The sequence below is a fragment of the Rhizobium moroccans genome, from assembly GCF_057559155.1.
Map to the genome: position 1 here is coordinate 325,625 of NZ_JBHFJG010000001.1, position 24,171 is coordinate 349,795.

At 62.2% G+C, this 24,171-nt stretch carries 29 protein-coding genes; 11 read left to right on the forward strand and 18 right to left on the reverse strand.

The annotated features are described in order from the left end of the window. Positions 1-9: 9 nt before the first annotated feature. On the reverse strand, positions 10-780 hold the full coding sequence (gloB, locus tag ACE04I_RS01485; RefSeq protein ID WP_046796342.1) for a hydroxyacylglutathione hydrolase: 771 nt from the start codon (positions 778-780) through the stop codon (positions 10-12). A gap of 55 nt (positions 781-835) precedes the next feature. Between gloB and ACE04I_RS01490 the strand changes: the two genes are divergently transcribed. Next, positions 836-1,624 carry a class I SAM-dependent methyltransferase gene (locus ACE04I_RS01490; RefSeq protein WP_487206418.1) on the forward strand — a complete coding sequence of 263 codons (789 nt, stop codon included), beginning with the start codon at positions 836-838 and terminating at the stop codon, positions 1,622-1,624. Here ACE04I_RS01490 and ACE04I_RS01495 read toward each other — a convergent pair whose 3' ends face one another. Continuing rightward, a complete protein-coding gene (locus tag ACE04I_RS01495; RefSeq protein ID WP_046796344.1) occupies positions 1,625-2,053 on the reverse strand; it encodes a nuclear transport factor 2 family protein in 429 nt (142 codons plus the stop codon). Positions 2,054-2,229: 176 nt separating this feature from the next. Here ACE04I_RS01495 and hisC point away from each other — a divergent pair, with 176 nt between their 5' ends. Genes hisC through ACE04I_RS01510 form a run of 3 tightly spaced genes read left to right on the forward strand, consistent with a single transcriptional unit; the run spans position 2,230 to position 4,694 of the window. Further along, the gene (hisC, locus tag ACE04I_RS01500) at positions 2,230-3,339 is read left to right on the forward strand and encodes a histidinol-phosphate transaminase (RefSeq protein WP_046796345.1); all 1,110 of its coding nucleotides are present in this window, start codon (positions 2,230-2,232) and stop codon (positions 3,337-3,339) included. Continuing rightward, positions 3,336-4,265, forward strand: coding sequence for a prephenate/arogenate dehydrogenase family protein (locus tag ACE04I_RS01505; protein ID WP_046796346.1), 930 nt, complete (start codon positions 3,336-3,338; stop codon positions 4,263-4,265). Before hisC ends, ACE04I_RS01505 begins: the two co-directional genes overlap by 4 nt. Positions 4,266-4,274: 9 nt before the next feature. Continuing rightward, positions 4,275-4,694, forward strand: coding sequence for a GNAT family N-acetyltransferase (locus ACE04I_RS01510; protein WP_046796347.1), 420 nt, complete (start codon positions 4,275-4,277; stop codon positions 4,692-4,694). A 2-nt stretch (positions 4,695-4,696) separates the two neighbouring features. On the opposite strand, the gene ACE04I_RS01515 is transcribed toward ACE04I_RS01510, so the two are convergent. Beyond that, the gene (locus ACE04I_RS01515) at positions 4,697-5,701 is read right to left on the reverse strand and encodes a DUF2125 domain-containing protein (protein WP_046796348.1); all 1,005 of its coding nucleotides are present in this window, start codon (positions 5,699-5,701) and stop codon (positions 4,697-4,699) included. An 11-nt stretch (positions 5,702-5,712) separates the two neighbouring features. Here ACE04I_RS01515 and ACE04I_RS01520 point away from each other — a divergent pair, with 11 nt between their 5' ends. Further along, a complete protein-coding gene (locus ACE04I_RS01520) occupies positions 5,713-6,297 on the forward strand; it encodes a gamma-glutamylcyclotransferase (protein WP_046796349.1) in 585 nt (194 codons plus the stop codon). Here the strand turns inward: ACE04I_RS01520 and ACE04I_RS01525 are convergent. The 4 genes from ACE04I_RS01525 to ftsE form a co-directional block, all read right to left on the reverse strand. Next, positions 6,282-7,073 carry a lysophospholipid acyltransferase family protein gene (locus tag ACE04I_RS01525; RefSeq protein WP_046796350.1) on the reverse strand — a complete coding sequence of 264 codons (792 nt, stop codon included), beginning with the start codon at positions 7,071-7,073 and terminating at the stop codon, positions 6,282-6,284. The two genes, ACE04I_RS01520 and ACE04I_RS01525, sit on opposite strands and share 16 nt — an antisense overlap. An 83-nt stretch (positions 7,074-7,156) precedes the next feature. Beyond that, complete coding sequence (locus ACE04I_RS01530) at positions 7,157-7,888, reverse strand: YdcF family protein (protein ID WP_082118454.1); 732 nt, start codon at positions 7,886-7,888, stop codon at positions 7,157-7,159. 67 nt (positions 7,889-7,955) lie between these two features. Then, positions 7,956-8,906, reverse strand: coding sequence for a cell division protein FtsX (locus ACE04I_RS01535; RefSeq protein WP_487206437.1), 951 nt, complete (start codon positions 8,904-8,906; stop codon positions 7,956-7,958). A gap of 70 nt (positions 8,907-8,976) precedes the next feature. Continuing rightward, the gene (gene ftsE / locus ACE04I_RS01540) at positions 8,977-9,636 is read right to left on the reverse strand and encodes a cell division ATP-binding protein FtsE (protein WP_046796352.1); all 660 of its coding nucleotides are present in this window, start codon (positions 9,634-9,636) and stop codon (positions 8,977-8,979) included. Positions 9,637-9,835: 199 nt separating this feature from the next. Here ftsE and ACE04I_RS01545 point away from each other — a divergent pair, with 199 nt between their 5' ends. From ACE04I_RS01545 to ACE04I_RS01555, 3 genes are all read left to right on the forward strand, one after another. Further along, a complete protein-coding gene (locus tag ACE04I_RS01545; RefSeq protein ID WP_046796353.1) occupies positions 9,836-10,498 on the forward strand; it encodes a hypothetical protein in 663 nt (220 codons plus the stop codon). 51 nt (positions 10,499-10,549) lie between these two features. Then, positions 10,550-11,113: a hypoxanthine phosphoribosyltransferase gene (gene hpt / locus ACE04I_RS01550; protein WP_046796354.1), complete on the forward strand. Its 564-nt coding sequence runs from the start codon at positions 10,550-10,552 to the stop codon at positions 11,111-11,113. Between the two features lie 103 nt (positions 11,114-11,216). Next, positions 11,217-11,576 carry a response regulator gene (locus tag ACE04I_RS01555; protein ID WP_046796355.1) on the forward strand — a complete coding sequence of 120 codons (360 nt, stop codon included), beginning with the start codon at positions 11,217-11,219 and terminating at the stop codon, positions 11,574-11,576. Positions 11,577-11,608: 32 nt separating this feature from the next. Here the strand turns inward: ACE04I_RS01555 and ACE04I_RS01560 are convergent, their stop codons facing one another. The 4 genes from ACE04I_RS01560 to argH form a co-directional block, all read right to left on the reverse strand. Further along, positions 11,609-14,317: a TIGR02302 family protein gene (locus ACE04I_RS01560; protein ID WP_046796356.1), complete on the reverse strand. Its 2,709-nt coding sequence runs from the start codon at positions 14,315-14,317 to the stop codon at positions 11,609-11,611. A 134-nt stretch (positions 14,318-14,451) separates the two neighbouring features. Further along, positions 14,452-15,720, reverse strand: coding sequence for a diaminopimelate decarboxylase (gene lysA / locus ACE04I_RS01565; protein WP_046796357.1), 1,269 nt, complete (start codon positions 15,718-15,720; stop codon positions 14,452-14,454). Positions 15,721-15,729: 9 nt separating this feature from the next. After that, complete coding sequence (gene lptM / locus ACE04I_RS01570; RefSeq protein WP_046796358.1) at positions 15,730-15,924, reverse strand: LPS translocon maturation chaperone LptM; 195 nt, start codon at positions 15,922-15,924, stop codon at positions 15,730-15,732. 87 nt (positions 15,925-16,011) lie between these two features. Next, positions 16,012-17,415 (reverse strand): argininosuccinate lyase, encoded by a 1,404-nt coding sequence (gene argH, locus ACE04I_RS01575; protein WP_046796432.1) that lies wholly within the window; start codon positions 17,413-17,415, stop codon positions 16,012-16,014. 22 nt (positions 17,416-17,437) lie between these two features. On the opposite strand from argH, the gene tlpA reads away from it, so the two are divergent. The 3 genes from tlpA to ACE04I_RS01590 all read left to right on the forward strand — a co-directional run bounded on the left by tlpA (position 17,438) and on the right by ACE04I_RS01590 (position 18,827). After that, positions 17,438-18,106: a thiol:disulfide interchange protein TlpA gene (tlpA, locus tag ACE04I_RS01580; protein WP_046796359.1), complete on the forward strand. Its 669-nt coding sequence runs from the start codon at positions 17,438-17,440 to the stop codon at positions 18,104-18,106. A gap of 80 nt (positions 18,107-18,186) precedes the next feature. Further along, a complete protein-coding gene (locus tag ACE04I_RS01585; RefSeq protein ID WP_046796360.1) occupies positions 18,187-18,429 on the forward strand; it encodes a type II toxin-antitoxin system VapB family antitoxin in 243 nt (80 codons plus the stop codon). Next, positions 18,429-18,827, forward strand: coding sequence for a type II toxin-antitoxin system VapC family toxin (locus ACE04I_RS01590; protein WP_046796361.1), 399 nt, complete (start codon positions 18,429-18,431; stop codon positions 18,825-18,827). The genes ACE04I_RS01585 and ACE04I_RS01590 overlap by 1 nt, the downstream gene beginning before the upstream one ends. Positions 18,828-18,836: 9 nt before the next feature. On the opposite strand, the gene ACE04I_RS01595 is transcribed toward ACE04I_RS01590, so the two are convergent. From ACE04I_RS01595 to ACE04I_RS01625, 7 genes are all read right to left on the reverse strand, one after another. Continuing rightward, positions 18,837-19,715, reverse strand: coding sequence for a 3-hydroxybutyryl-CoA dehydrogenase (locus ACE04I_RS01595; RefSeq protein WP_046796433.1), 879 nt, complete (start codon positions 19,713-19,715; stop codon positions 18,837-18,839). Positions 19,716-19,855: 140 nt separating this feature from the next. Further along, positions 19,856-20,785, reverse strand: coding sequence for an electron transfer flavoprotein subunit alpha/FixB family protein (locus ACE04I_RS01600; RefSeq protein WP_487206419.1), 930 nt, complete (start codon positions 20,783-20,785; stop codon positions 19,856-19,858). Positions 20,786-20,813: 28 nt separating this feature from the next. Continuing rightward, the gene (locus ACE04I_RS01605) at positions 20,814-21,560 is read right to left on the reverse strand and encodes an electron transfer flavoprotein subunit beta/FixA family protein (protein ID WP_046796363.1); all 747 of its coding nucleotides are present in this window, start codon (positions 21,558-21,560) and stop codon (positions 20,814-20,816) included. Between the two features lie 140 nt (positions 21,561-21,700). Next, positions 21,701-22,444, reverse strand: a complete 744-nt coding sequence (locus ACE04I_RS01610; RefSeq protein ID WP_046796364.1) for a rhomboid family intramembrane serine protease — start codon at positions 22,442-22,444, stop codon at positions 21,701-21,703. Positions 22,445-22,471: 27 nt separating this feature from the next. Then, positions 22,472-23,050 (reverse strand): cob(I)yrinic acid a,c-diamide adenosyltransferase, encoded by a 579-nt coding sequence (locus ACE04I_RS01615; RefSeq protein ID WP_046796365.1) that lies wholly within the window; start codon positions 23,048-23,050, stop codon positions 22,472-22,474. Positions 23,051-23,060: 10 nt separating this feature from the next. Beyond that, positions 23,061-23,264: a twin transmembrane helix small protein gene (locus tag ACE04I_RS01620; RefSeq protein WP_046796366.1), complete on the reverse strand. Its 204-nt coding sequence runs from the start codon at positions 23,262-23,264 to the stop codon at positions 23,061-23,063. Between the two features lie 25 nt (positions 23,265-23,289). Next, the gene (locus ACE04I_RS01625) at positions 23,290-24,123 is read right to left on the reverse strand and encodes an SDR family oxidoreductase (RefSeq protein WP_137326710.1); all 834 of its coding nucleotides are present in this window, start codon (positions 24,121-24,123) and stop codon (positions 23,290-23,292) included. Positions 24,124-24,171: the final 48 nt, after the last annotated feature.

Sequence of the window (24,171 nt, forward strand, 5' to 3'; positions counted from 1 at the left end):
GCAGACGACCTAGAAATTGTCCTTGCGCTTGCGGATTTCGGCGAAGACTTCTTCATTGGTCTTCGATTCCATCACAAGGTTGCGGCGGATGGCCGGGTCGTTGGCCCGCAGGAAGGGATTGGTTTCCTTCTCCAGCCCCATCATCGTCGGGATGGTGAACTTGCCTTCGGCGCGCTGAGCCTCGATCTCCGCCGCCCGCGCCTTCAGGCGTTCGTTGCCGGGATCGACGGTGAGCGCGAACCTGGCATTGGAAAGCGTATATTCGTGGCCGAAATAGATCGCCGTCTCGTCCGGCAGCACGGCGAGCTTCTGCAGCGAATGCCACATGTCAGCGGCGGGGCGCTCGAACAGCCGCCCGCAGCCAAGCGCAAAGAGTGTGTCGGCAGCAAACAGGAGCTTGTCGTCGGGAAAATGGTAGCAGATATGGCCGGCGGTATGCCCGGGCGTCTCGATGACCCTCACCAGATGCTCGCCGAACTGGAACTCGTCTCCATCGGCCATGGTCTTGTCGAGGCCGGGGATGGCGACTGCCTCGTTGAACGGCCCGATGATTTCGAGATGGAACCTTTCCTTCAGCGCGAGATTGGCCTCGACATGATCGGTGTGGTGATGGGTGGTGAAAATGTGGGTGATCTTCCAGCCGCGCCGGTCCGCGGCCTCCACAATGGGTTTTTCCTCGGGAGCGTCGATGGAGGCCGTCAGCCCGCTTTCGGGGTCATGCACCAGGACGCCATAGTTATCGCTTCGACATGAAAAGACTTCGATTTCCAAAGGTTTCATCAGAGGCCTCGTATTTTCCGAAAATGTGTTTGGAAACAATGTAGGGGGTTGCGCTTTGAAGTCCAACCACTCTCTGATAGCATTGAAAACAGAGACCCTATCAATGCACACCGATATCGTTGATCTCCGTGAATTCTACCACTCGCAGCTCGGACGCTTTGCCGAGCAGTCGATCCTGATGGCGCTTTCCTCCCTCTGGGCGCGGTTGCCGGAGGAGCGGCTGGTGGGGCTCGGCTATGCGGTTCCCTATCTCGAACGGTTCCGTGCGGATACGGAGCGCAGCTTCGCCTTCATGCCGGCAGGCCAGGGGGCGGTGAACTGGCCTGTCGGCGAGCTTTCCTCAACAGCCCTCGTCTTCGATGAGGAGCTGCCGTTGCCGGACTCGTCCATCGACCGCGTGCTGATGGTGCATTCGCTGGAATTTGCCGAAAATCCTCGTGAGACGCTGAAGGAAGTTTGGCGGGTGCTAGCGCCCGGCGGACGCCTCGTCATCGTCGTGCCGAACCGCCGCGGTGTATGGGCCCGCATGGAGCACACGCCCTTCGGTTCCGGCCGGCCCTATTCGCGCGGGCAGCTCACCTCCCTGCTCAGGGAGGCGAACTTCACGCCCGGCGCCAGCGCCGAGGCGCTGTTCTTCCCTCCCTCGAAGATCCGCGCGGTGTTGAAGCTCCGGCACGGTTTCGAGAGGATGGGGCGCAGGTTTTGGCCGGTCTTTTCCGGTGTGATCGTGGTGGAAGCCCAGAAGCGGCTTTATCAAGGCCTGCCCGTTGCCTCCCGCGCTTCGCGCCGGGTCTTCGTGCCGGTACTTGCGCCGCAGGGCGTGCCGACCACTCGCAGCCGCTGATCACGGCTCGAGATCGAAGATCCCGAGCGGCTGACCGTGCATGGCGAAGGGCACCGATTCGTGCGTATGGACGATCAGCCAGCGGCCGTTCTCTCGGGCAAAGGTGACCGTCAGGCGAAACCAGAAGCTCTGCTTGCCCTGGTCGATTTTTTGGCCGCCGAGCTTGGCGAGAGCGCTGCACCAGCCGATGTCGCCCCCGACGCGCAGGTCGGTATTCGTGATCTCGAAATCGAGGTCGCCCTCCCAGGTATCGAGCCAGGCCTGCAGGCCGGCCCTGTCGTTTCCGCTTTCCTCCAGGGGAGGGGCAAGGGTGAATTGCCGGATCGTCGCGGACTGGCATCCGATGATCGCATCGGCATTTTTCGTGCGTAGGGCCTCCGCCCAATTTCCCAACAGCGCTTTGACATCCTCGTAGTCGCCAATGCTCATTGCTCTGCTCCCTTGACGTTTTGAACAAGTTGAAGACGTTTGGCGCGATTGCGTTCCGACAATTTCGCTTCAAACAATCTGATCGCATCCATAAACGGGCTACCCTCGACAAAGGGTTCTTTCGGCTTTAATGCCACTGGATCAACTGCCGTCCTGGTATTCCAAAAGGTCGATCGATGAGCATCGTCATGAATGAGCCCGCTCCGCGTCCGGGTGTCCTGGATATCGCCGCCTATGTTCCGGGTAAGGACCACGCGCCGGGCGTGGCGCGCGTCTTCAAGCTCTCCGCCAACGAAACGCCGCTCGGGCCGAGCCCGAAGGCGCGTGAGGCCTTCCGGCATGCGGCCGACCATCTGGAGCTTTATCCGGACGGACAGGCCAGCGAACTGCGCGAGGCGATCGCCGCCGTTCACGGGCTCAACCCCGCCAATATCATGTGCGGCAACGGATCGGATGAATTGCTCGGTCTGCTTTGCCATGTCTATCTCGGTGCCGGTGACGAGGCGATCATCACCGAACATGGCTTTCTGGTCTACAAGATCCAGATCATGGCCGCCGGCGCCGCTCCGGTCACGGTGAAGGAGAAGGATTGCACGGTCGATATCGATGCGATCCTTGCCGCGGTCACGCCCAGGACCAAGATGGTCTTCATCGCCAATCCGGGCAACCCAACGGGCACCTATGTGCCGGTTTCGGAAATCCGCCGCCTGCATGCCGGCCTGCCGAAGCACGTCATCCTCGTGCTGGATGCGGCCTATGCGGAATATGTCCGCCGCAATGATTATGAGGCGGGGCTGGAGCTCGTTTCGGGCAACCGCAACGTCGTCATGACCCGCACCTTTTCCAAGGTCTATGGGCTTGCCGCACTCCGCATCGGCTGGATGTACGGCCCCGCCGGCATACTCGACGCGCTGAACCGCGTGCGCGGCCCCTTCAACATGAACGCGCCCGCGATCGCTGCAGGTGCTGCCGCGATCCAGGACCAGGCCTTCATCGAAAAGGCGGTCGAATATAACAATCTCTGGATCGGCAAGCTGACGCAGGCCTTCGAGGCGATCGGTCTTGCGGTTACGCCGTCGGTCACCAATTTCGTGCTGATCCACTTTCCCGAGGTCGAAGGCAAGCGCGCGGCGGATGCGGATGCCTTCCTCACCAGCCGCGGCTATATCCTGCGCGCCGTGAAAGGCTACGGCTTTGCCAATTCGCTGCGCATGTCGGTCGGTCCGGAAGAGGCCAATCGCGGCGTCATCGAAGCGCTCGGCGAATTCATGGGAAAAACGGCATGAGTGAACCGCATTTCGAGCGGATCGCGCTGATCGGGATCGGCCTTATCGGCTCTTCCATCGCCCGCGACGTCAAGGAACTCAAGCTGGCGCGCGATGTGGTGGTTTCCACCCGCAGCGCCGAGACCCTGAAGCGCGCGGAGGAGCTTGCGCTCGGCACGCATTACGTCGCGTCTGCTGAGGACGCGGTGAGGGATGCCGATCTCGTCATCGTCTCCGTGCCGGTCGGCGCTTCCGAGGAGGTCGCCAGGCAGATTGCTCCGGCGCTCAAAGCCGGCGCCATCGTCACCGACGTTGGTTCCACCAAGGCCTCGGTCATCGCGCAGATGGCGCCGCATATGCCGAAAGGCGTGCATTTCATTCCCGGCCATCCGTTGGCGGGAACGGAAAAGTCGGGACCCGATGCGGGATTTGCAGGGCTTTTCCGCGATCGTTGGTGCATCTTCACGCCCTTGCCCGGCACGGATGCGGACGCTCTCCAGCGGCTGAAGGATTTCTGGACCGCGCTCGGTTCTAGGATCGACGAGATGGATGCCGAGCATCATGACAAGGTGCTGGCGATCGTCTCCCACCTGCCGCACATTATCGCCTACAATATCGTCGGCACAGCCGACGACCTTGAGACGGTGACGGAATCGGAAGTCATCAAATATTCCGCATCGGGCTTCCGCGATTTCACCCGTCTTGCGGCATCCGATCCCACCATGTGGCGCGACGTCTGCCTGCATAACAAGGATGCGATCCTGGAAATGCTGGCGCGCTTCTCGGAGGATCTCGCCTATCTGCAGCGGGCGATCCGCTGGGGGGAGGGCGACAAGCTGTTCGAGCTCTTCACCCGCACCCGTGCGATCCGCCGCTCGATCGTCCAGGCGGGCCAGGATGTGGATGCGCCCGACTTCGGCCGCCACGCGCTGGACGCCAAGAAATAGTACGCCGCTATGGTGGAGGTAGCGAAGGCGAGCCCGGAGGATTTCGACTGGCTGCTTCGACACGACCCGCATGTGGATGCGCAATGGGTGCTCCGTTGCATTGAGCTTGGAGAGTATCTGCTTGCGCGTCGCGAGGGCGAAGTCGTCGGGTTTCTCCGTTTCTCGCTTTTCTGGGGTCGCATCCCCTACATGGACATGATCAAGGTGGAGCCTGGATGCCGTCGATTGGGTGCGGGCACGGCACTTTTCCGCGCCTGGGAAGATCAGATGCGCGCCCGCGGCGTCCGCTTGCTGATGACCTCAAGCGAGTTGGACGAGTTCGAGCCGCAGGAGTGGCATCGCCGCAATGGATTCGTCGAAGCCGGGTCCCTGACGTTTCCTGGCATCCAGTCCGCTCGGGAAATCTTCTTTGTAAAGCAGATCGGTTAGTCTCAGATCGGCGGAATCTCGCCGATCGGAATGAAGCCGCCTGCCAGAACCTTGCCGCGATTGATCGTCAGGTCGAGCGAGGCGTTTTCTCCACCGCTGAGAGCCGAGAGCATTTTCGTCGCGGTTTCGATCGTGCGAGCCATGTCGGGAAAGGCCTGAGACAGGCCGTCGCGCCAGGCATCGATCTTTTCGACCTGGAGCTTCAGCCGGCCGGAAAGATATCCCTCGCCATCAAAGGAGAAGGGCCCGGTGACGGTGATCAGCCGCCCCTCGCCGAGATCGGCCGTCAATCTCCGCATCTCGCCTTGCGTCCCGTAGAGCGCCATGCCGTTCGGATCGCTCCCGTCGATCATGCCGGCGCGGCCGACGAGCGTCAGGTCGAGCGTCGCGGAAAGCCTCGGCAGCAGCGCGGGTATACCCTTGGCCGTCGTATCGGTGTCGCGGATGGAAAGGGCGGCGTCCAGATCCTGCCCGTTCTGGCGCATATGGATTTCGGTATGCGCGGCGTTGATGTCGAAAGACTGGCCGGTGGCCGCCGAGACGATGCTGGTTTTCAGATTGTCGAGAACGGCAGAGGTCCGCTCGACACCTTTGAGCTTGGTGACCAGGCTCGACTGGAAGTTTTCCCAGGTGCTGGATACGGTCAGCCCATGGCCAGTACGGAACACCGCCGGTGAATCGAGTTCCCAGACAATATGGCCTGGATTGTATATCTGGGCTGCGGAACGCAATTGCCCGAAGGTGGCGGAAATGCCGTTGTTGCGATCGTCGACCGCAACCTGGGAGCAGAAGAGGCCGATACGGAAGGGATAGCCGCGATATTCGGCGTCCGCGCAGGCGGCGCTCACGCCTTTCGTCTCCTGGCTGCCGAGCAGGGCCAGCGTCTTTTCTTTGAGCACCGATGCGGCATAGAACCATCCGGCGGTATATAGCGCGATGACGACCAGCACCGCGCTGGCCAGGAACCAAAGTTTTCGGCTGACACCGGACCGGCTTGACGCTGCCATGATGTTCTCCAATGGTGACTGCGAATCTCGAATACGGCTTGGCTTGGGATATGGACGAATTTTGGGTATTTGGCTACGGCTCGCTCATGTGGAACCCCGGCTTCCCGCATGAGGAGACGCAAGCCGCGCGCGCCTTCGGCTATCGCCGCTCGCTTTGCATCCGATCCTACGTGCATCGCGGCACGCCTGAAAATCCCGGTCTCGTGCTTGGGCTCGACCGCGGCGGCTCGTGCCGCGGCATGGCGTTCCGGGTGAGCCTTGAAGACCGCGGCGAGGTTCTCGAATACCTGCGCAAGCGGGAACTGGTCACCAATGTCTACAAGGAAAGAATGCTTGCCGTCATGCTCAGCGATGGCCGCTACGTGAAGGCGGTGGGCTACGTCGTCGACCGGTCGCATGTGCAATATGCAGGGGCGCTCGGCATCGAGGAAGCTGCCGAAATCGTGCGCCGCTCCTCCGGTCAATCCGGGCCAAACGATGCCTATCTTTTCAATACGCTCGCCCATTTGCGGGAAATGGGCATACGCGATCTCTGGCTTGAGGGGGTCGGGGCCGGGGTGGCCGCGTCGGCTCGCGGAGTTCAGGCGGCGTTCTGAGCCCGCAGCTCCGCCAGCCGCTTCACCGCCGTCGGCGGCAACGGCAGATGCGGATTGGCTTCCACGGTCTCGATCAGAAGCTCGTCGCTCGCCTTCTCCATCCGGTCTTTCAGCGTCTGGAAAAAGATGTCGGGATCGAGGCCCGGCTCGATCGGCGGCAGGATGCGTACCTTGAAATGGCCGGGATATTTGATCAGCTTGCGGCGGCCCCAGAACAGTCCCCAGTGCCCGACGATGGGTACCACCGGCACCTGCACGTCACGATAGATGCGGGCAATTCCGTAGCGGTATTCGGGCTCGGCGCCGGGCGGATGGCGGGTGCCCTCGGGATAGATGATGAGCTGGCGGCCCTTGGCCATCTCCTCCTTGGTGCGGATCATGACATCCACCATGACCTTGCCGCGGGCGCCGCGATTGACGGGTATCATCCGCTGCTTCATCGCGTACCAGCCGAAGAGCGGAATCCACGTCAGTTCACGCTTGAGGATATAGACCGGGTCCTTCTGAAAGGGCAGGAGGGCGATCGTATCCCAGGCGGATTGATGCTTGGGCGCGAAGATACAGCCGCCTTCCGGCACGTTCTCCATCCCCTCGATCTCGAATGTGGCGCCGACGATCTTCGCCATCAGCCAGTTGGAGGAGGCGGCCCATGCCTTGGGAATCCGATAGGCGGCCCTGCGCGGCATCAGGAAATAGATCGGGCTCAGCACGATCATCCGGACGATGAGATTCGTATAGAAGGCGATGTTGAAAAGGATCGAGCGCGCCAGCAGCATGAAGAAACAGTTCCCAGTGGACAGGCGTTGCCTACACGAGATCGCGGCATGAAAAAAGCTCTTCTTCCGCGCCAGGCGCTCCGTCAATCTTCCGGAGAGGTCCTGCTTGCCGTCCGCTGCGAAGTGTCGCCGGTGCGCAGCCCGCTGCCGTGGTGGAACCCGATCCAGTCGCGGAGAGTTGCGAGGACCACCTTGCCGTATTCGCTGAGCATGGTGCGCAGCACGTCCGGCTCGGTGAACCAGGCTTTTCTGCTGAGGTCGGAATTGATCACCGGATAGCCAATGAATTCCGTTTCGGGGTCGGCGCGGCGCAGCTCATGAAGGCTGCGGATCATGTGGTAGTTGTTGGTGACGACCAGCACCGACTTGTAGCCGTGATCGTGTATCCAGCGGGCGGTCTCATTGGCATTGCCGATGGTGTCGATCGCATCGTACCCGATATCGACGCAGCAATCGAAGAGATCTGCCGAGCCCTGGGTCACCTTGCGGATCTGCGCCGGCGTGGTGGAAGGATGGGCGCCGGAGATCAGGAGCCGGTGTCCGGCGCCGTCCCGCAGAAGGCCGAGCGCCTGCTCGATGCGCTGGTAGCCCCCGGTCAGGACGACGATGGCGTCCGCCTTGACTCCATCCGGCGCCTTGAGCGAGGTCACGGTATCGGCATACCAGAGAAAGCCGCCGAACAGGCCGGCGATTATCAGCACGCATGCCATGATGAGCCGCCTCGCCGACCAGCGCAACCAGCCGTCCCGCGAAAGCCAGCCCCCCTGGGGCGGGCGCGGCGTCGGTGTCCTGCGCATGGTCGGGCCCGAATTCATATCAAAGTCCATAGCCGGAGATTCGTGGCGAGAACAGGGCTTCCTCGCAGCAAAACGATGGACGGGTTCAGGAAGGCGGTGCTCCTTCCGAGCGTGCGGGATCGGAGCGGATGAAATCGATCTCGTCGATCGTGCGCATGACGGTGAAACGCGCCGTGAGTGTCGTCAGCAGGGCGATCACGATCATGGTGGCAAAGATGCCGAGATAGCCCCCGAACCCTATGGTGAATGTGCCGAACAGGGCGGTCGCCTGATCGCTCTCGGGGGTCGCCAGCGAGCGCGATTGCCAGAGGTTTGCCGTGGCAAACAAGAGGGCGGCAAGCGCGCTTCCCGCGGCCGAGCCCTTGAGGCTGATCTTCAGGAAATGCTTCTGAAACTCGGTCGCCACGAATGAGCGTTCGGCTCCGACGAAATGCAGCACTTCCACGATGTGGCGGTTGCCGGAGAGCGCCCCGCGCGTGGCGAAGATCACGGTCAGGATCATCGCCGTGAAGACCAGCACGAGAACGCCGATGCCGATCAGCACTGTGGTATGCGCCATGGAGACCAGCCGGTCCACCCAGGTGCGATGGTCGTCGAGAAAGGCTTGCGGAACCTCGCTCGCCAGTAGGTCGCGCATTGCTGCGAAATCCGGTGGGTTCTGCTCATCGATGGTGATGATGACGAGGCGGGGAACCGGCAGCTCGCTCAGGTCCAGGCCGGTGCCGAGCCAGGGTTCGAGCAGGCGCGCAGTGGCGTCGTCGTCCATGATCGTGCCGGAACGCGTGCCGACGAAGGTCAGCGCCAGCTCGCGCGCCTTTTGGAGCGTCGCATCCATGTCCAGCCCTTCCTCGGGTTTGATCTGTATGGTGATCTCGCGGGAAATCTGGCTCTGCCAGCTCGCGGCGGTTGCGCGCACCATGCTGACGGCGCCGAGCGTCAGGCAGGCGAGGAAGGCCATGATGGCGATCACCACCATCAGCGCATTGCCCTGGATGTTGGAGGCCGGCAGGATGGGCGCGGTCGGCCGCACATGCATCTCCGTCCGCCGCGGCTGCTGCTCCGTGGCTGATGGCTTCCCGACCTTGCGGGCTCTGAGGCGGCTCAGCTCATTCATATATATCGAGGCGTCCTTCGGTCAGGATCATCCGCCGGGCATTGACCTGATCCATGAGGCCAAGGTCATGCGTGGCGATGACGACGGCGGTCCCGAGCCGGTTGAGTTCGAGGAAGAGATTGAGCAGGCGTCTTGCCATGGGAGGATCGACATTGCCCGTTGGCTCGTCCGCCAGCAGGATTTCCGGCCGGTCGATCAGCGCGCGGGCGATCGCGGCGCGCTGCTTTTCCCCGCCCGATAGCACCGGCGGCAGCACGTTGATGCGCTCGCCGAGCCCCACCCATTTCAGAAGCTCGATCACATCGTTTCGGTAGGCACCCTCGTCCTTGCCGCGGACCCTCAGCGGCAGAGCGACATTCTCGTAGGTCGTGAGGTGGTCGAGCAGGCGGAAATCCTGGAAGACGATGCCGACCCGGCGGCGTAGCATCGGCAGTTCGGTGCGGGGGATTTGCGAAAGGTCGCGCCCGAACATGTGGATCAGGCCGCGGGTCGGATGCAGCGACATCAGCATCAGGCGCAACAGCGTCGTCTTGCCGGCGCCGGAAGGGCCGGTGAGGAACTGAAACGATCGCTTCGGTATGTCGAAGGTCATGTCCCGGAGGATTTCCGGGCCCATCCCGTACCGCAGGCCGACATTTTCGAAATGGATCAACGGAGAACCCAGTCTCTGGTTTTTCAAGTCCCGCCATCTGTTAACGACGCGGGTAAACGAATTGCAAATCGCGCGCGGAAAAGGGCGATTTTCGGGCCATTTTTGCGAAGCATTAACCATTCGAATTTACGACTGGGAGGGGTTCGTTTCAATGCCCCGTTTTCCCTGAAACCCGGGAAAACGGCAGAAGGAGGCCTCCATGAGCACATCCGGCGCACGGCAGGAGAAAGTCGTGAGGATCGTGGACATCCTGCCGCCGGAACGTCAGGCAAGCCGTTCCGCCCGTAGGCCTGCTCCGCGCCGGGATGCGGACGATGCCGAGTTCGTGACGCTTGGCGCGGGCCAGCGCGGTCGCCACGGCTTCCAGAACGACAATAGCAAGGCAATGCCCCGCCGCAAGATCGCCCGAAATCCGATCCGGGATGGCATCGTTAGCGCCGTCAATCGGATCGAGACGGCGCTGATGCGGCTTTCGGCCGATATGTTTTCGGCCGTGCTGGCCGCGATCTTCGTCGCGGTCTTCGGGCTTGCCGGCGGTTTCTCGCTGTTCAGCGGGGCGGCCGAAGCCGATGCCGGCCCCGCCCTCGACATAACGCATGTGAGCCTGACGCCGCAGGATGCCGATGGCATGCGCGTGCTCCTGATCAACGGTATCGTGGAAAACCGCGGGGAAGGAAGGCTTGCAATGCCCTCCATCCGGGCGGAATTGATGGTCGATGAAAAGGTGCTGACGAGCACTCTCATCGGCGCACCCGTTGTCGCCATCGAAGGCGGACGCAGCCACGGTTTTTCGGCCCGCGTGCCTCACCCCGGTGGAAAACTGCCTGATCTTCGCCTTTCCTTTGCGGCGCAGGGTGCCTAAAGCTGCGCGGTTGTGCTAAGCGCGCATCTTTAGGACACGCAGGAGAACGTCATGCCCGTCGTGCGCGGCAAGATCATCGAGCCGCTTTTCACCGCCGAACAGATCGCCGAGCGCAATCGCACCATAGCGGCCGAAATCGCCAATGGGCCGACCAAGGACCTCCTGGTCATCGCCATCCTCAAGGGCTCCTTCATCTTCGCAGCCGATCTTCTTCGTGCTTTGCACGAAACGGGGCTCGCTCCGGAAGTCGAGTTCATCACGCTGTCGAGCTACGGCAGCGGCACGGTCTCGCAAGGGGTGCGCATCGTCAAGGACATCGACAGCGATGTGAAGGATCGCGACGTACTCCTGATCGACGACATCCTCGAATCCGGCCGCACGCTCAAATTCGCCAAGGAAATTCTCTACGAGCGCGGCGCGCGCAACGTCTCGGTCGCCGTCCTGTTGGACAAGAGTGTCAAGCGCAAGGAGGCGCTGGAGGCGGATTATGTCGGGTTCGAGTGTCCGGACTATTTCGTCGTGGGCTACGGCATGGACGTTGCCTATGCCTTTCGCGAGCTTCCCTTCGTCGGCGTCGTCACCGGCGACGTGGATGAGGAAGCGCAAAAGTCGTAAGGTGTTAACCATGCCGGTCCTGAGGGCCCCGGCGTTTACTCCTCGACAAGAAAACTCTGGTGAGTTGCTCCCGATTTGACACATACAGGGAGCGATGATCGCTATGGCCAAGATCTTGATTACCGAGGATGAGGATACGCTGCGCAGCTTCGTTGCCCGGGCGCTTCGCCTCGATGGTCATGAGACTTATGAGGCCGGCGATGGCGCCGAAGGGCTGGAGAGGCTCGGCGAAACGGATTTCGATCTTCTGCTCTCCGATATCCGCATGCCGGTGATGGACGGCATCGAACTGGCGCATCAGGCCGCGGAGCGGTTTCCCGGCCTCAAGATCCTGCTGATGACCGGCTATGCCGAGCAGCGCGAACGCGCCGACGATCTCCAGTCGAAGATCGTGGATGTGGTTCAAAAGCCCTTCGCGCTGCCTGATATCCGCAAGGCGGTCGCCATGGCGCTTGCTGCCTGAGGCCATAGTCTTGCCGGCCGCAGCGGCTGGCGTCAGCGGATCTCCAGGAGACGCTCCAGATACTGCCGCTCGGTTTCGCTTGCCGAGGGGTTCATAAGTCTTTCCTGTATGGCCGTGCCCAGCTTCTCACGGATGGCGTCGAGAATTCGCCGCGCTTGCTGTACGTCGATCTCGTCGGGTACTTTCGGTCCTCCGCCGTCAATCCCGGGGTCTGTTGCACGCGGACGGCCAAGAGGGTCGCGGTCGTCCTGTCCGCCTTGGCCCGCCATGCCCTGCTCGGGGCCTTGGCCCTCGCCGCTCTGCTGCATGGCCTGCATCATCTGCTGCATCATGTTCTGGGCGCCCTGGCGTAGCGCGTTGAGCGCATTGCCCTGACCCTGCACGGCCTGCTCGCCCTGGCCCTGGCCGAGAGCGCGGCCGGCATTGCCCATTTCCCGCTCCGCCTGGCCGAAGCCTTCACTGGGCTGCATGCCGAGCCCTTCAAGGGCTTTCTGGAGCTCCTGCAGCTTCTGGCCGAGGCCTTCCTGCTGGGCGCGCAGGTTCCGCAGCGCCTCGCGCAACTGTTCGGCGGTCATCTGATCGGTGGGCTGCTGCCCTTGCTGCCCCTGTTGCTGCCCCTGTTGCTGCCCTTGCTGCTGGCCCTGTTGGCCCTGCTGTGGCTGTCCGGGCTGCCCCTGTTCATAGGGTTGATCGGGATTGCCGCGCTGCATGCGGTCGCGCAGAGCCTGGTCCAGCCCGAACGTCTGATCCATGAGCCGCTGCTGTTCCTGCATGATGTCGCCGAGCCGGTCGATCTGTTCGCGCATCGGGCTGTTCTGCTGCTGGCCCTGTTGGCCTCGCTGCATGCGGCCTGCCTGAAGGTTGTTCATCATCCGCTGCAGTTCGGAGAGGAGTTGCTGGGCGGCATCGCGGTTGCCCGAACGGGCCAGATTCTCGATCTGGTCCATCATGTTCTGCAGGTCCTGTTGGCGAAGCATGTTCTGGGCCTGCATGTTCTGCGAGGCTTGCGGATTGTTCTGCAGCCGCTGGGCAAGCTCGGTCATGAACTGCTGCATGGCATCGCGCAGCTCCTTCATCAGCCGCGCGATCTCCTGATCGGAGGCACCGTTTTTCAGCGCCTCGTTGAGTGCGTTCTGCGCGTCGCGCAACCGTTGCTCCGCCGCCGAAAGATCGCCATCCTCGATGCCCCGCGCGATCTGCCAGAGATATTCGGCAGTCTCCTTCAATTGTTCTTCGCCACGAGCCTGCTGCATGCGGCCGAGTGCCGAGCGGATCAGCAGAAAATGCTTCAGGTTGGGGATCGTCTCGTCGGGGCGCAGCGCAAGCGCTTCATTGAGCTCGATGGCGCGGGGCATTTGACGCGTGTCGAGCGCGAAGACCTGGCGCTCTTCGGCGACTGCCGCAGCCAGGGGTTCGGAGAATGGCCGCGACGGTAGGACTATCTCCTGAGGCGGGCTTTGACCCGTCTGTCCCGCGCCGTCCTTCGCCACCAGCGTTACACGGACCCTCTGTCCCGCCAGCGGATGATCGGTCAAGTCGCGTCCGGTCAGTCCCTTGACCTCGGAACCGCTCCGACGGGGAAGCTCCAAAGGAAAGGTCGGGGGCGGATAAAGCGGCGTTGCCGTCGGATCGTTGACGTCCATCGGTTCGATGACGGCGTGAGCTTCACGGATCCCGTAGTCGTCCTTGCCGATGAAGCCAATTTCAAGCGCCCCATTGATTGCCCTGCGCGGGGGCTTGTCGAAGCTGATCTCAGGTGGACGATCCGGGATGGCTTCAAACGTCCAAAGCTGGCCGTTGACCGTCAGCTCTCCGTTCTCTTCCAGTTTCATGGAGTAGGTGCGGCGGGGTAACGGCTTGCCGTCGTCCTCCCCTTTTGCCGGGGCGGCGTCGACATTCTCGGCGCCTTCCTGCTGGGCCTTCTTCTGCAAGGCAAGAGCTTCCTGGCTTACCAGCGCGACCGGGCCTTCGCCCGCGCTTGGCGCAAATTCCACTGCCTCGAGCCCATCACCTCCGGTCAATCTCACCGTCAGGTCCGAGTGTTGCGGAAGCGAGAAGGTTTTGTTCTGGGCGACGTCGTTCCCCGTGAGAAACACCGGTGCGCGGCCGGTATAGGAGGGCGGCGTCAGCCAGGCGTCGATGCGCAGGTCCGGATTGGTGCTGGCAGCCGGCGCTGAGGCGCGGAAGATGTCGCTGAGCGAGCCGCCGCCGTTCGAGAAGGAATAGCCGAGCGCCACCACGAACACGAGGGCGGGAATGGCGCGCAGCGCGAAACGGTCATGCCGGGCTATATCCGGCTGCGGCAGGCCGGCATCGAGCGCGGCGATGCGCTCCGCCATGCGGATCTGGTGTTCCTTCCAGAGCGCCCGCGAGAAGGGCGTTTCGAAGGCTGGCTCGTCTTCCTGCACCGCCACCGGCTGGTGCGGCAGGTCGTTACGCTCCTCCAGAAGTCGGTCCGCCTCATGGGGCTCCGGCCAGCGCAGCCGGGTCAGCGGAAGAAGCGTGTAGAGGAAGGCAATACCGAAGCCGGCTGCCAGAAGCCAACGAAGCCAATCCGGCGAGAAGCGGAAAATGCCGAACCAGGCGACGGAAAGAAAGAGTGCGGCAATGCCGAGCGGCGGCAGGAGGCGCGGCAAAAGCCGCTCGAAGAACAGCACGACCCGCGCAAAGGAGCGCTTCAGCGCCACGCGGCGCGCAAGCAAGGGATGCGTTTCGAATGCACCTTTGCGGGTTAAGCTCATGCGGTCCGTCTCCGATCGTGGCGGCGCAAATCCAGCTTAAGGATAGCGATCTTTATGGCGAAGACGAGGGCAGGGAGCTTTCCGTTCCCATTATTTGCGCCGTTTCCCGCAAAAGTGAACGCGGCGTCAGCCGGTCAGTCGAGCCATGCGGGCAGGGAATCGAGGCCGATAAGCTGCTCATAGGTGCCGCGCGGGCGCACCACATGGAAGTCGCCGCCCTTCACCAGAACCTCCGGCACCAGCAGGCGCGAGTTGTAGGTTCCGGCCTGAACCGCGCCATAGGCGCCCGCCGAAGCGATGGCGATCAGGTCGCCGGGCTGCGGTTCGGCCATCTCCCGGTCCAGCGCCAGGTAATCGCCGGTTTCGCAGACGGGGCCGACCACGTCGCCCCTGATGCGCGGCGTGTCCGTCGACGGTGTAACGACAGGGCGAATCATGTGGTAGGCGTCATAAAGCGTCGGGCGAATGAGGTCGTTCATGGCGCCGTCAACGATCACGAAGTGCTTCTCGCCGGCATCCTTCACATAGATGACTTCGGTGACGAGAATTCCGGCATTGCCGACGATCAGCCGGCCAGGCTCGGTGACGATCTTGCAATTCAGCGAGCGGAGCTGGCGCTTGACCGTATCCGCATAGGCATCCGGCAGCGGAGGCGGCGTATTGTCGTCCTTGTAGGGAATGCCCAGCCCGCCGCCGATATCCACATGGTCGATGCGGTGGCCATCGCCGCGTAGCGTGTCCACGAGTTCCCTGAGCAGCCGGAAGGCATCCTCGAAGGGCTGCAGCTCGGTGATCTGGCTGCCGATATGCATGTCGATGCCGGTCACCTCGATCCCGGGCAGGGTCGCGGCATGGGCATACACGTCACGTGCGCGCTCGTAGGAGATGCCGAACTTGTTTTCCTTCTTGCCCGTCGAAATCTTCGCATGGGTTCCGGCATCGACATCCGGATTGATGCGGAAGGAGACATGCGCCTTCTTTCCCGCCTTTACCGCGCGGGCGTTCAGCACTTCCAGTTCCGGCTCGGATTCCACGTTGAAGCAGTAGATGCCGGCTTCGAGAGCGAGGTCCATCTCACCGGCCGTCTTGCCGACGCCGGAGAACATGATGCGGCTTGCCGGAATGCCGGCCGAAAGCGCGCGGCGGAGTTCGCCGCCCGAAACCACGTCGACACCGGCGCCCAGCCGCCCGAGCGTCTTCAGCACCGCCTGGTTGGAATTCGCCTTCATGGCATAGCAGACCATGGTGTCCACATCGGCGAAGGCCTTGGCGAAGACCTTGTAGTGTCGCTCCAGCGTCGCGGTCGAATAGACGTAGAACGGCGTCCCGACCGCCTTGGCGATCTCCGGGATAGGTACGTTCTCGGCGTGCAGCACGCCGTCGATATAATGAAAATGGTTCACGGCGATGCTCTAGAGAAGCGGGTCGAGAAGGAAGGGCTGGTCTTGCGCAGGCTGCGCCTTCGCAGGTCCACCGCGTTTGTTCTGCTGCTCCACAGGCGTGCTCGGCCGGTCGAGGTCGCCCTTGCGGCCACAGCCGACGGCTACGAAGCCGGTGAGGCTCAGCACCAGAGCAAAGCGGGCAAGGTTTACCAGGGATTTCGACATTCTTTCCTTCTCCGGCATGGGCGGCGGCTCTGTCATAGCGAAGTTCCGGCCGCTTGTGCAGTCACTATTCCGGAATCAATCGCGCCATCAGTTCCTGGCGCGCCACCAGGCGATCTGTTTTCTCACTTCAGTGGGCGCGGTGCCGCCGAAGCTCGTGCGGCTGGCGACCGAGGCGTCGACGGAAAGCACGTCGAACACGCTCTCGGTGATGGCGGAATTGATCGCCTGCAATTCCGTGAGCGAAAGCTCCGCAAGGTCGCAGCCCTTCTGTTCGGCAAGCGCCACGGCACGGCCGGTGACGTGATGGGCATCGCGGAAGGGAAGGCCCGCCTCGCGCACCAGCCAATCGGCCAGATCGGTCGCGGTGGAGTATCCGGAGCCGGCCGCGGCGCGCATCCTGTCCTTGTTGATGGTCATGTCGCGCATCATGCCGGTCATGGCCGCGATGGCGAGTTCCAGATTTTCCGCCGCGTCGAAGACCTGTTCCTTGTCTTCCTGCATGTCCTTGGAATAGGCGAGCGGCAGGCCCTTCATGACGGTCAGCAGCGCGACCAGCGAACCGTTGATGCGGCCGGTCTTGGCGCGAACCAGTTCGGCCGCATCCGGATTCTTCTTCTGCGGCATGATGGAGGAGCCGGTCGAGAAGGCGTCGGACAAGCGCACGAAGCCGAATTGCGGCGTCGACCAGATGACGATCTCTTCGGCCAGGCGCGACAGATGCACGGCGCAGATCGCTGCCACGGACAGGAATTCCAGCGCAAAATCGCGGTCGGAGACGGTATCGATCGAATTGCGGGTCGGCTCGCGGAAACCGAGCGCCTTGGCTGTCATGTGGCGGTCGATCGGAAAGCCCGTGCCCGCAAGGGCGGCGGCGCCGATCGGGCTTTCGTCGAGGTGGTCGATAGCGTGGCGCACGCGGGCCCGGTCGCGTCCGAACATTTCCACATAGGCCATGCAGTGATGGCCGAAGGTCACCGGCTGAGCGGTCTGGAGATGCGTGAAGCCCGGCATCACCGTATCGGCGTGTTCTTCCGCGCGGTCGAGGAAGGCCGCGATCAGGCCCGTCAGCATCGCTTCCGTCTTGGCGAGCTCCTCCTTGACCCAGAGGCGGAAATCGAGCGCCACCTGGTCGTTGCGCGAACGGGCGGTATGAAGCCGGCCGGCGGCCGGGCCGATCAGCGCGGCAAGGCGGGCCTCGACATTCATATGAATGTCTTCCAGCTTGCGGGAGAACTCGAACCCGCCGCTTTCGATCTCTGACATGATCGTGTTCAGGCCGGATAAGATCTTGTCTTTATCTTCGGCGGAAATGATGCCTTTTTCCGCCAGCATGGTCGCATGCGCCATTGAGCCGCGGATATCCTGAGCGAACAACTTCTTGTCGAAGCCGATCGAGGCATTTATCTCCTCCATGATCGCATCGGGTCCGGAAGCGAAGCGACCGCCCCACATCTGGTTGGAGGAAACCGCGTCCTTCGTACCGTCTGCCATGATGCCTGTCCTGGAGTAGTTGATGACGACCAAAAGACCTTTCGGCCTTCCTTCCGCCAGACTGATCTTGATCGCCGCCGTAGCCGGAGTGCTCGCCGGCGCCGTGGCGGTATACGTGAGGAGCATGGGGTCTGGCAATGGCGAGGAGGTCACCTCGGCGCAAACCGCAGGCATATGCGAAGGAGCGGTCGCCAGGGTGAAATCCGTTTCGGAGTTCGCCAAGGGGCAGGTCGCCGCCATGGTGGCCGCCGAGCCGCCCCGCCCGCTCGAGCTTTCCTTCAAGGGACCGGAGGGCCAGGATCTCAAGACCGCCGACTTTGCGGGCAAGACCGTACTCCTCAATCTCTGGGCCACCTGGTGCGGCCCCTGCCGGGAAGAGATGCCGGCGCTCAACGCGCTCGAGAAGGAGATGGGCGGCGAAGATTTCGAAGTGGTCGCCGTCAATATCGATACCGGCAGCGACGAAAAGCCGAAGGCTTTTCTCGCCGAAACCGGCGTCGATGCGCTGGGCTATTATCGCGACAGTTCCATGGGCGTGTTCAATGCGCTCAAGAAGGAAGGGCTTGCTTTCGGCCTGCCCGTCACGCTCATCATGGACAGGGAAGGCTGCCTGATCTCGGCCATGAACGGTCCGGCGGCGTGGGACAGTGAGGATGCCAAGGTGCTGATTTCGGCTGCGAAGGCGCCGTGACGTTCAATATGTCCTCCTTGCTGTATGGATGACTTTCCGTTCCTGTAATGATACGATCTAGGGACGAACGGAGCATGGTCATGACACTTCAAATCCGCGACGCCCGAGCCCGCGAACTTGCGCGGAAGCTGGCGGAAAGGCGCAATATCACGATGACGACCGCCGTCATTCAGGCGCTCGAGGAAGAGCTGCGTCGGGAAAACACGAAAACCAATCTGGCCGATAGAATTGCGCGGATATCAGCCGATCTCAGATCGCAGGCAGGGCCTAACGGGAGATCGATCTCCAAGGAAGAGATCGATGACCTTTGGGGCCATTCCTGATGTTCATCGATACGTCTGTCATTGTGGCGCTGTTGGCCGATGAGCCGGATGCCGCAGCCTATGCCGAGCGGATCGGTCAGGCTGCCGATTGCTTCACGTCAGGCCTGGTCGTCCTTGAGGCCTCCATGCGACTTGCGACCATGCTCGATATCGACCCCGTGGTGGTCGAAACGCGTGTCAGGGCGTTGATGGAGGAGGCGGATATCGCGATGTTATCCATCGACGGGATGATCGCCACGGCGGCCGTTCGCGCTTTCGCGGAATACGGAAAGGGGCGAGGCCATCCCGCTCAGCTCAATCTGGCCGATTGCATGTCCTACGCATGCGCGAAGGTTCATGACCTGCCTTTGCTGTTCAAAGGGAATGATTTTCCCCACACGGACATCGCGGCTGCCTGACCGCTCGCATTACCGCGTCGGGACAGGCACTTCCCCGCGATAATCGTAAAAGCCGCGGCCGGACTTGCGGCCGAGCCAGCCAGCTTCGACATATTTCACCAGCAGCGGGCAGGGGCGGTACTTGCTGTCTGCAAGTCCGTCATGCAGCACCTGCATGATCGAAAGACAGGTGTCCAGGCCGATGAAATCGGCAAGCTGCAGAGGCCCCATCGGGTGGTTGGCTCCGAGCTTCATGGCGGTATCGATCGCCTCCACCGAGCCCACGCCTTCGTAAAGCGTATAGATCGCCTCGTTGATCATCGGCAGAAGGATGCGGTTGACGATGAAGGCCGGGAAATCCTCGGCCACCGTCACCGTTTTTTCAAGCGTGGCCACGAAATCCTTGGCGGCCTGGAAGGTGCTTTCCTCTGTGGCGATGCCGCGCACCAGTTCCACGAGCTTCATGATCGGCACGGGATTCATGAAATGGATGCCCATGAAGCGCTCCGGCCTGTCGGTAGCGGAGGCGAGGCGGGTAATGGACAGTGAGGACGTGTTGGTCGCCAGCATGGCCTCGGGCTTCAGGACGGGGCAGACCTGCGCATAGATCTTGCGCTTGACGGCCTCTTCCTCCGTGGCGGCCTCGATCACCAGATCCATCGGCGCGAGATCGTTGATATCGGCGGAACCGGAAATGCGGGAAAGCGCTGCCTGGCGATCCTCGTCAGAGAGCTTGCCGTTGGAGACCTGGCGGGCAAGGTTGCCGTTGATGGTGGCGAGCGCCGCCTCGATGCGATCCTTCGAAAGGTCGTACATCTGCACCTTGTAGCCGGCGATCGCACTCACATGCGCAATACCGCAGCCCATCTGGCCTGCTCCGATGATGCCGATATTCTTCAAGGCTACCATGCTCGCTCCCTCGTCTGCGCCCCAACCGCGCATCCCATGTCTATCATGAAAATGCCGGACTGCGGTGATGCAGCCCGGCAGATTGTTATTCCGCTGGCAGGCATTTTTCCAGTTTTTTCGCGTTTGCGAAAGGCCCGTTCTTAGAGAGCCTTTTCAAGCTGCGGCAGAATCTCGAAGAGGTCTCCGACGATACCGTAGTCGGCGACCTGGAAGATCGGCGCTTCCTCATCTTTGTTGATGGCGACGATGACCTTCGAATCCTTCATGCCGGCCAAATGCTGGATGGCGCCGGAAATGCCTGCGGCGATATAGAGATCGGGCGCCACCACCTTGCCGGTCTGGCCGACCTGCCAGTCGTTCGGGGCATAGCCCGCATCGACCGCGGCGCGGGAAGCGCCGACCGCCGCACCGAGCTTGTCGGCGACGGGCAGGATGACTTCCTTGAACTTCTCCGAGGAGCCGAGCGCGCGGCCGCCCGAAATGATGATCTTCGCCGAGGTGAGTTCGGGGCGCTCGGAAGAGGAAAGCTCGTCCGACACGAAGCTCGATATGCCCGGATCGGCGGCAGCCGAAACGGTTTCCACCGGTGCCGAGCCGCCTTCCGCCGCAGCCTGGAAGGACGCGGTGCGCACGGTGATGACCTTCTTGGCGTCGGTCGCCTGCACGGTCTGGATGGCGTTGCCGGCATAGATCGGCCGCTTGAACGTGTCGGGGCTCACCACTTCGACGATTTCCGAGACCTGGGCAACGTCGAGAAGGGCGGCAACCCGCGGCATGACGTTCTTGGCCGCAGCGGTCGCCGGAGCGACGATCGCGTCATAGGAGCCGGCGAGCGAGACGATCAGATCGGCAAGCGGCTCGGCAAGCCGGTTGGCGAGACTGGCGTCGTCGGCGAGCAGCACCTTGGAGACGCCGGAAAGCTTGGCGGCCTCGTCGGCTGCGGCCTTTGCGCCGGAACCGGCCACGAGAATGTGGACGTCACCGCCGATCTGGGACGCTGCGGTCAGCGCCTTGGCGGTCTGATCGTTGAGGTGGGTGTTATCGTGTTCTGCCAGAAGAAGAATGGCCATTATCTTGAATCTCCCTGTCTCTTCCGGATTAAAGCACGCCGGCGGTCTTGAGTGACGAAACAAGTTCCGCCACATCCTTGACCTTGATGCCTGCCTTGCGGCCGGAAGGCTCCTCGGTCTTCAGCACCTTCAGGCGCGGCGCGGTATCGACGCCGAAATCGGCCGGGCTCTTCTTGTCGAGCGGCTTCTTCTTGGCCTTCATGATGTTCGGCAGCGAGGCATAGCGCGGCTCGTTCAAGCGCAGGTCGGTGGTCACCACTGCCGGCAGCTTCACTTCGATCGTTTGCAGGCCGCCGTCCACCTCGCGGGTGACCTTGGCCTTGCCGTCAGCAATCTCTATCTTGGAAGCGAACGTCGCCTGGGCGGAGCCCAGCAAGGCCGCCAGCATCTGGCCGGTCTGGTTCGAATCGTCGTCGATCGCCTGCTTGCCGACGATAATGAGGCCCGGCTGCTCGGCCTCGGCTACACCCTTCAAAATCTTGGCGACCGCCAGCGGCTCGACCACGTCGTCCGTCTCGACCAGGATCGCGCGGTCGGCCCCCATGGCGAGCGCCGTGCGCAGCGTCTCTTCCGCCTTTGCAGGACCGATCGACACGACGACCACTTCCTCGGCTTTGCCGGCTTCCTTCAGGCGCAGGGCCTCCTCGACTGAAATCTCGTCGAACGGGTTCATCGACATCTTCACATTGGCAAGCTCGACGCCCGAACCATCCGGCTTCACCCGGATTTTCACGTTGTAATCGACCACGCGTTTTACTGGGACGAGGATTTTCATGGGGTCCTTCCTTGAACGTTCTCCTGCCGCAAGATGCGGCTTCTCCCGTCTATCCGATATTCAATGGGCGACATGGATAAGCATTTTTTCCCCGAAGACAACGAGGTTTTCGCAGTCCGCCATGCTCTTTTCTCATGACGCTATTCGGCCAGGGGCGCGCTGGGAATGCTCGTCTTGGTCTCCATCGCCCGTGGCTTGACCAAGGTGCGGTCGAAAAGCGGCACACCCTTGCGACGCATGACGAGGACGAGGAGCGCGCCGGCCAGAATGCCGCCCACATGTGCACCCCAGGAGATCATGCTGTCCAGATCGAAAACCAGCATGGCGAATTGCTGGGCGATCCACAGCGCCAGCGGAATGAAGGCCGGCAGCGGCAGCGGTATGCGGAAAAGCACGAGAACCCAGACCCGCACGCGCGGATGCAGCAGGAAATAGGCGGCGACGACCCCGGATATGGCGCCGGATGCGCCGATCAGCGGTCCTTCCGAGGTCGGGGCGACGAAGCCGTGCACCAGGGCGCCGGCCGCCGCGCAGAGCAGGTAGAAGATCAGGAAGCGAAAATGCCCCATCGCATCCTCGACATTGTCGCCGAACACCCACAGGAAGAGCATGTTGGAAGCGAGATGCCAGAAATCGAGGTGCAGGAAGGCATAGGTGATGAAGGTTGCGTCGTCCGGCACGATCACCAGCGAGGGGTCGAGCACGGCATGATCGAAGACGACCGCCGGGATGAAGCCGAGGCCGAGGGCCGCGAGGTTGGCGATGTTCTCTGGTGAGACGACTGCGACCAGCCAGACCAGCACATTGGCGAGAATCAGGCCGATCGTCACGTATTGGACGCGGATATATTTGAGGTCGTTTCTGTCGTGGAGCGGGATGAACATGCGTTTTCTGCTTTCTCCCGCCTCGTTTCAGCGGTTCTTGCCAGGGACCCAGAGAATGTCGGCCTTGCCACCGCCATTCATGTATCTCGCCGCTACGAAAAGGAAATCCGAAAGGCGGTTGATGTATTTGAGCGCCGGCCGGCCCACACTCTCGCCCTTCCGGCGGGAAAGTTCCACCGTCAGCCGTTCGGCCCGCCGCGCGATGGTGCGCGCGAGATGGAGATAAGCTGCGGCGGGACTGCCGCCCGGAAGCACGAAGGAATTCAATGGATCGAGGCCGGCGTTGAGCTGGTCGATCTCGGCTTCCAACCGCTCCACCTGAGCGTCCACGATCCTCAGCGGCTCGTATTGCGGCTTCTCGCCGGTGTCGGGGGTGGCGAGATCAGCCCCGAGATCGAAGAGATCGTTCTGGATGCGGAAGAGCATCGCGTCGAGCTCTCCTTCCCCGATCGTGTGAAGGCGCGCCACGCCAAGCGCGGAATTGACCTCGTCCACCGTGCCGAAGGCCTCGACCCGCAGATCGTGCTTTTCGCGGCGCGGCCCCGAGACCAGCGCCGTGGTGCCGCTGTCGCCGGTGCGGGTGTAGATCTTATTGAGCTTGACCATCAGCCATCCTTCAGCTCGGCCGCCCGCCGCCGGTCAACCAGAGCGTGAACATGATGAGCACGATCGCGATCGCCTGCAAGAGCAGACGCATCTGCATCAGCTTGTTCGATTTGTTGCCGCTGCCGCCCTTGAGCATGTTGAACAGTCCGCGAATGAGGACGAGCACGACAAGGCCCATGACGAGAAGGGTGGCGATGGTGGCGAAACTGGACATCTGGGATTGCAGCCTTTGATCGTGATCAGTCCACCCGGCGCATCAGCTTGTAGAAGAGCGTTGCGGGAAGGAGCCGTTTCAGAAATGCGCCCTGCTTGGCGGGCGTTGTGACAAGATAATGCGGCTTGGGGCGCGGCGCGGTCAAGGCGTGCTTCAGCACGTCGTAGACTGCTTCCGGGCCGAGCTTATGCCGGTTTGCCGGTCCGGAACCGTTCAGGCGCTTTAGCTGCCGCCGGTACTCATCGGCATGGGCGGAATTTTCCAGATCAACATGCTCATGAAGCTTGGCGAGGGCATTGGCCGTGAAGCGCGAGGCGATCGGTCCGGGCTCGATGAGGCTCACATGGATGCCGCTGCCTTCGAGTTCCATGCGCAGCGTCGCGCTCAGGCCTTCGAGGGCATATTTGGAGGCGATGTAGGCGCCACGATAGCGATAGGGCAGCAATCCCAGGATCGAGGAACATTGCACGATACGGCCGTGCCCCTGGCGCCGCATGATCGGGATCGCCCGACGCGTCAGCTCGTGCCAGCCGAAGAAATTGGTGTCGAACTGCGCCCGCAGCACTTCGGTCGAAAGATCTTCCACCGCGCCCGGCTGACCGTAGGCGCCGTTGTTGAAGAGGGCGTCGAGCCGCCCGCCGGTGCGTTCCCGCACCGTCTCGACCAGAGCGACGATGGTCTCCGGCCTGGTATAATCCATCAACAGGGCTTCTATGCCGTCGGCTTCGAGCGGCCCGGTGTCTTCCGGTTTGCGGACAGTCGCGAACACCCTCCAGCCATCCTTTGAAAGCGCCCGGGCGCAATATGCGCCGATGCCGGAAGAACAGCCGGTGACGATGATGGACTTTTCCCCAGGCAATGCGTTCTCCCTGTACAATCGGTCCCGATTTCCCATATTCCGGAGGAA

Coding starts and splice junctions, on each gene's coding strand:
- ACE04I_RS01560 (WP_046796356.1), bottom strand. CDS start 14,317: ATGAGCTTAACCCGCAAAGGTGCATTCGAAACGCATCCCTTGCTTGCG.
- ACE04I_RS01600 (WP_487206419.1), bottom strand. CDS start 20,785: ATGGCCATTCTTCTTCTGGCAGAACACGATAACACCCACCTCAACGAT.
- ACE04I_RS01525 (WP_046796350.1), bottom strand. CDS start 7,073: ATGCTGCTGGCGCGCTCGATCCTTTTCAACATCGCCTTCTATACGAAT.
- ACE04I_RS01615 (WP_046796365.1), bottom strand. CDS start 23,050: ATGGTCAAGCTCAATAAGATCTACACCCGCACCGGCGACAGCGGCACC.
- argH (WP_046796432.1), bottom strand. CDS start 17,415: ATGGCAGACGGTACGAAGGACGCGGTTTCCTCCAACCAGATGTGGGGC.
- ACE04I_RS01515 (WP_046796348.1), bottom strand. CDS start 5,701: ATGGCAGCGTCAAGCCGGTCCGGTGTCAGCCGAAAACTTTGGTTCCTG.
- gloB (WP_046796342.1), bottom strand. CDS start 780: ATGAAACCTTTGGAAATCGAAGTCTTTTCATGTCGAAGCGATAACTAT.
- ACE04I_RS01495 (WP_046796344.1), bottom strand. CDS start 2,053: ATGAGCATTGGCGACTACGAGGATGTCAAAGCGCTGTTGGGAAATTGG.
- hpt (WP_046796354.1), top strand. CDS start 10,550: ATGCCCGTCGTGCGCGGCAAGATCATCGAGCCGCTTTTCACCGCCGAA.
- ACE04I_RS01505 (WP_046796346.1), top strand. CDS start 3,336: ATGAGTGAACCGCATTTCGAGCGGATCGCGCTGATCGGGATCGGCCTT.
- ACE04I_RS01535 (WP_487206437.1), bottom strand. CDS start 8,906: ATGCATGTGCGGCCGACCGCGCCCATCCTGCCGGCCTCCAACATCCAG.
- ACE04I_RS01555 (WP_046796355.1), top strand. CDS start 11,217: ATGGCCAAGATCTTGATTACCGAGGATGAGGATACGCTGCGCAGCTTC.
- lptM (WP_046796358.1), bottom strand. CDS start 15,924: ATGTCGAAATCCCTGGTAAACCTTGCCCGCTTTGCTCTGGTGCTGAGC.
- ACE04I_RS01590 (WP_046796361.1), top strand. CDS start 18,429: ATGTTCATCGATACGTCTGTCATTGTGGCGCTGTTGGCCGATGAGCCG.
- hisC (WP_046796345.1), top strand. CDS start 2,230: ATGAGCATCGTCATGAATGAGCCCGCTCCGCGTCCGGGTGTCCTGGAT.
- ACE04I_RS01610 (WP_046796364.1), bottom strand. CDS start 22,444: ATGTTCATCCCGCTCCACGACAGAAACGACCTCAAATATATCCGCGTC.
- ACE04I_RS01545 (WP_046796353.1), top strand. CDS start 9,836: ATGAGCACATCCGGCGCACGGCAGGAGAAAGTCGTGAGGATCGTGGAC.
- ACE04I_RS01620 (WP_046796366.1), bottom strand. CDS start 23,264: ATGTCCAGTTTCGCCACCATCGCCACCCTTCTCGTCATGGGCCTTGTC.
- ACE04I_RS01520 (WP_046796349.1), top strand. CDS start 5,713: ATGGTGACTGCGAATCTCGAATACGGCTTGGCTTGGGATATGGACGAA.
- ACE04I_RS01605 (WP_046796363.1), bottom strand. CDS start 21,560: ATGAAAATCCTCGTCCCAGTAAAACGCGTGGTCGATTACAACGTGAAA.
- ACE04I_RS01595 (WP_046796433.1), bottom strand. CDS start 19,715: ATGGTAGCCTTGAAGAATATCGGCATCATCGGAGCAGGCCAGATGGGC.
- ACE04I_RS01510 (WP_046796347.1), top strand. CDS start 4,275: ATGGTGGAGGTAGCGAAGGCGAGCCCGGAGGATTTCGACTGGCTGCTT.
- ACE04I_RS01585 (WP_046796360.1), top strand. CDS start 18,187: ATGACACTTCAAATCCGCGACGCCCGAGCCCGCGAACTTGCGCGGAAG.
- ACE04I_RS01530 (WP_082118454.1), bottom strand. CDS start 7,888: ATGAATTCGGGCCCGACCATGCGCAGGACACCGACGCCGCGCCCGCCC.
- tlpA (WP_046796359.1), top strand. CDS start 17,438: ATGACGACCAAAAGACCTTTCGGCCTTCCTTCCGCCAGACTGATCTTG.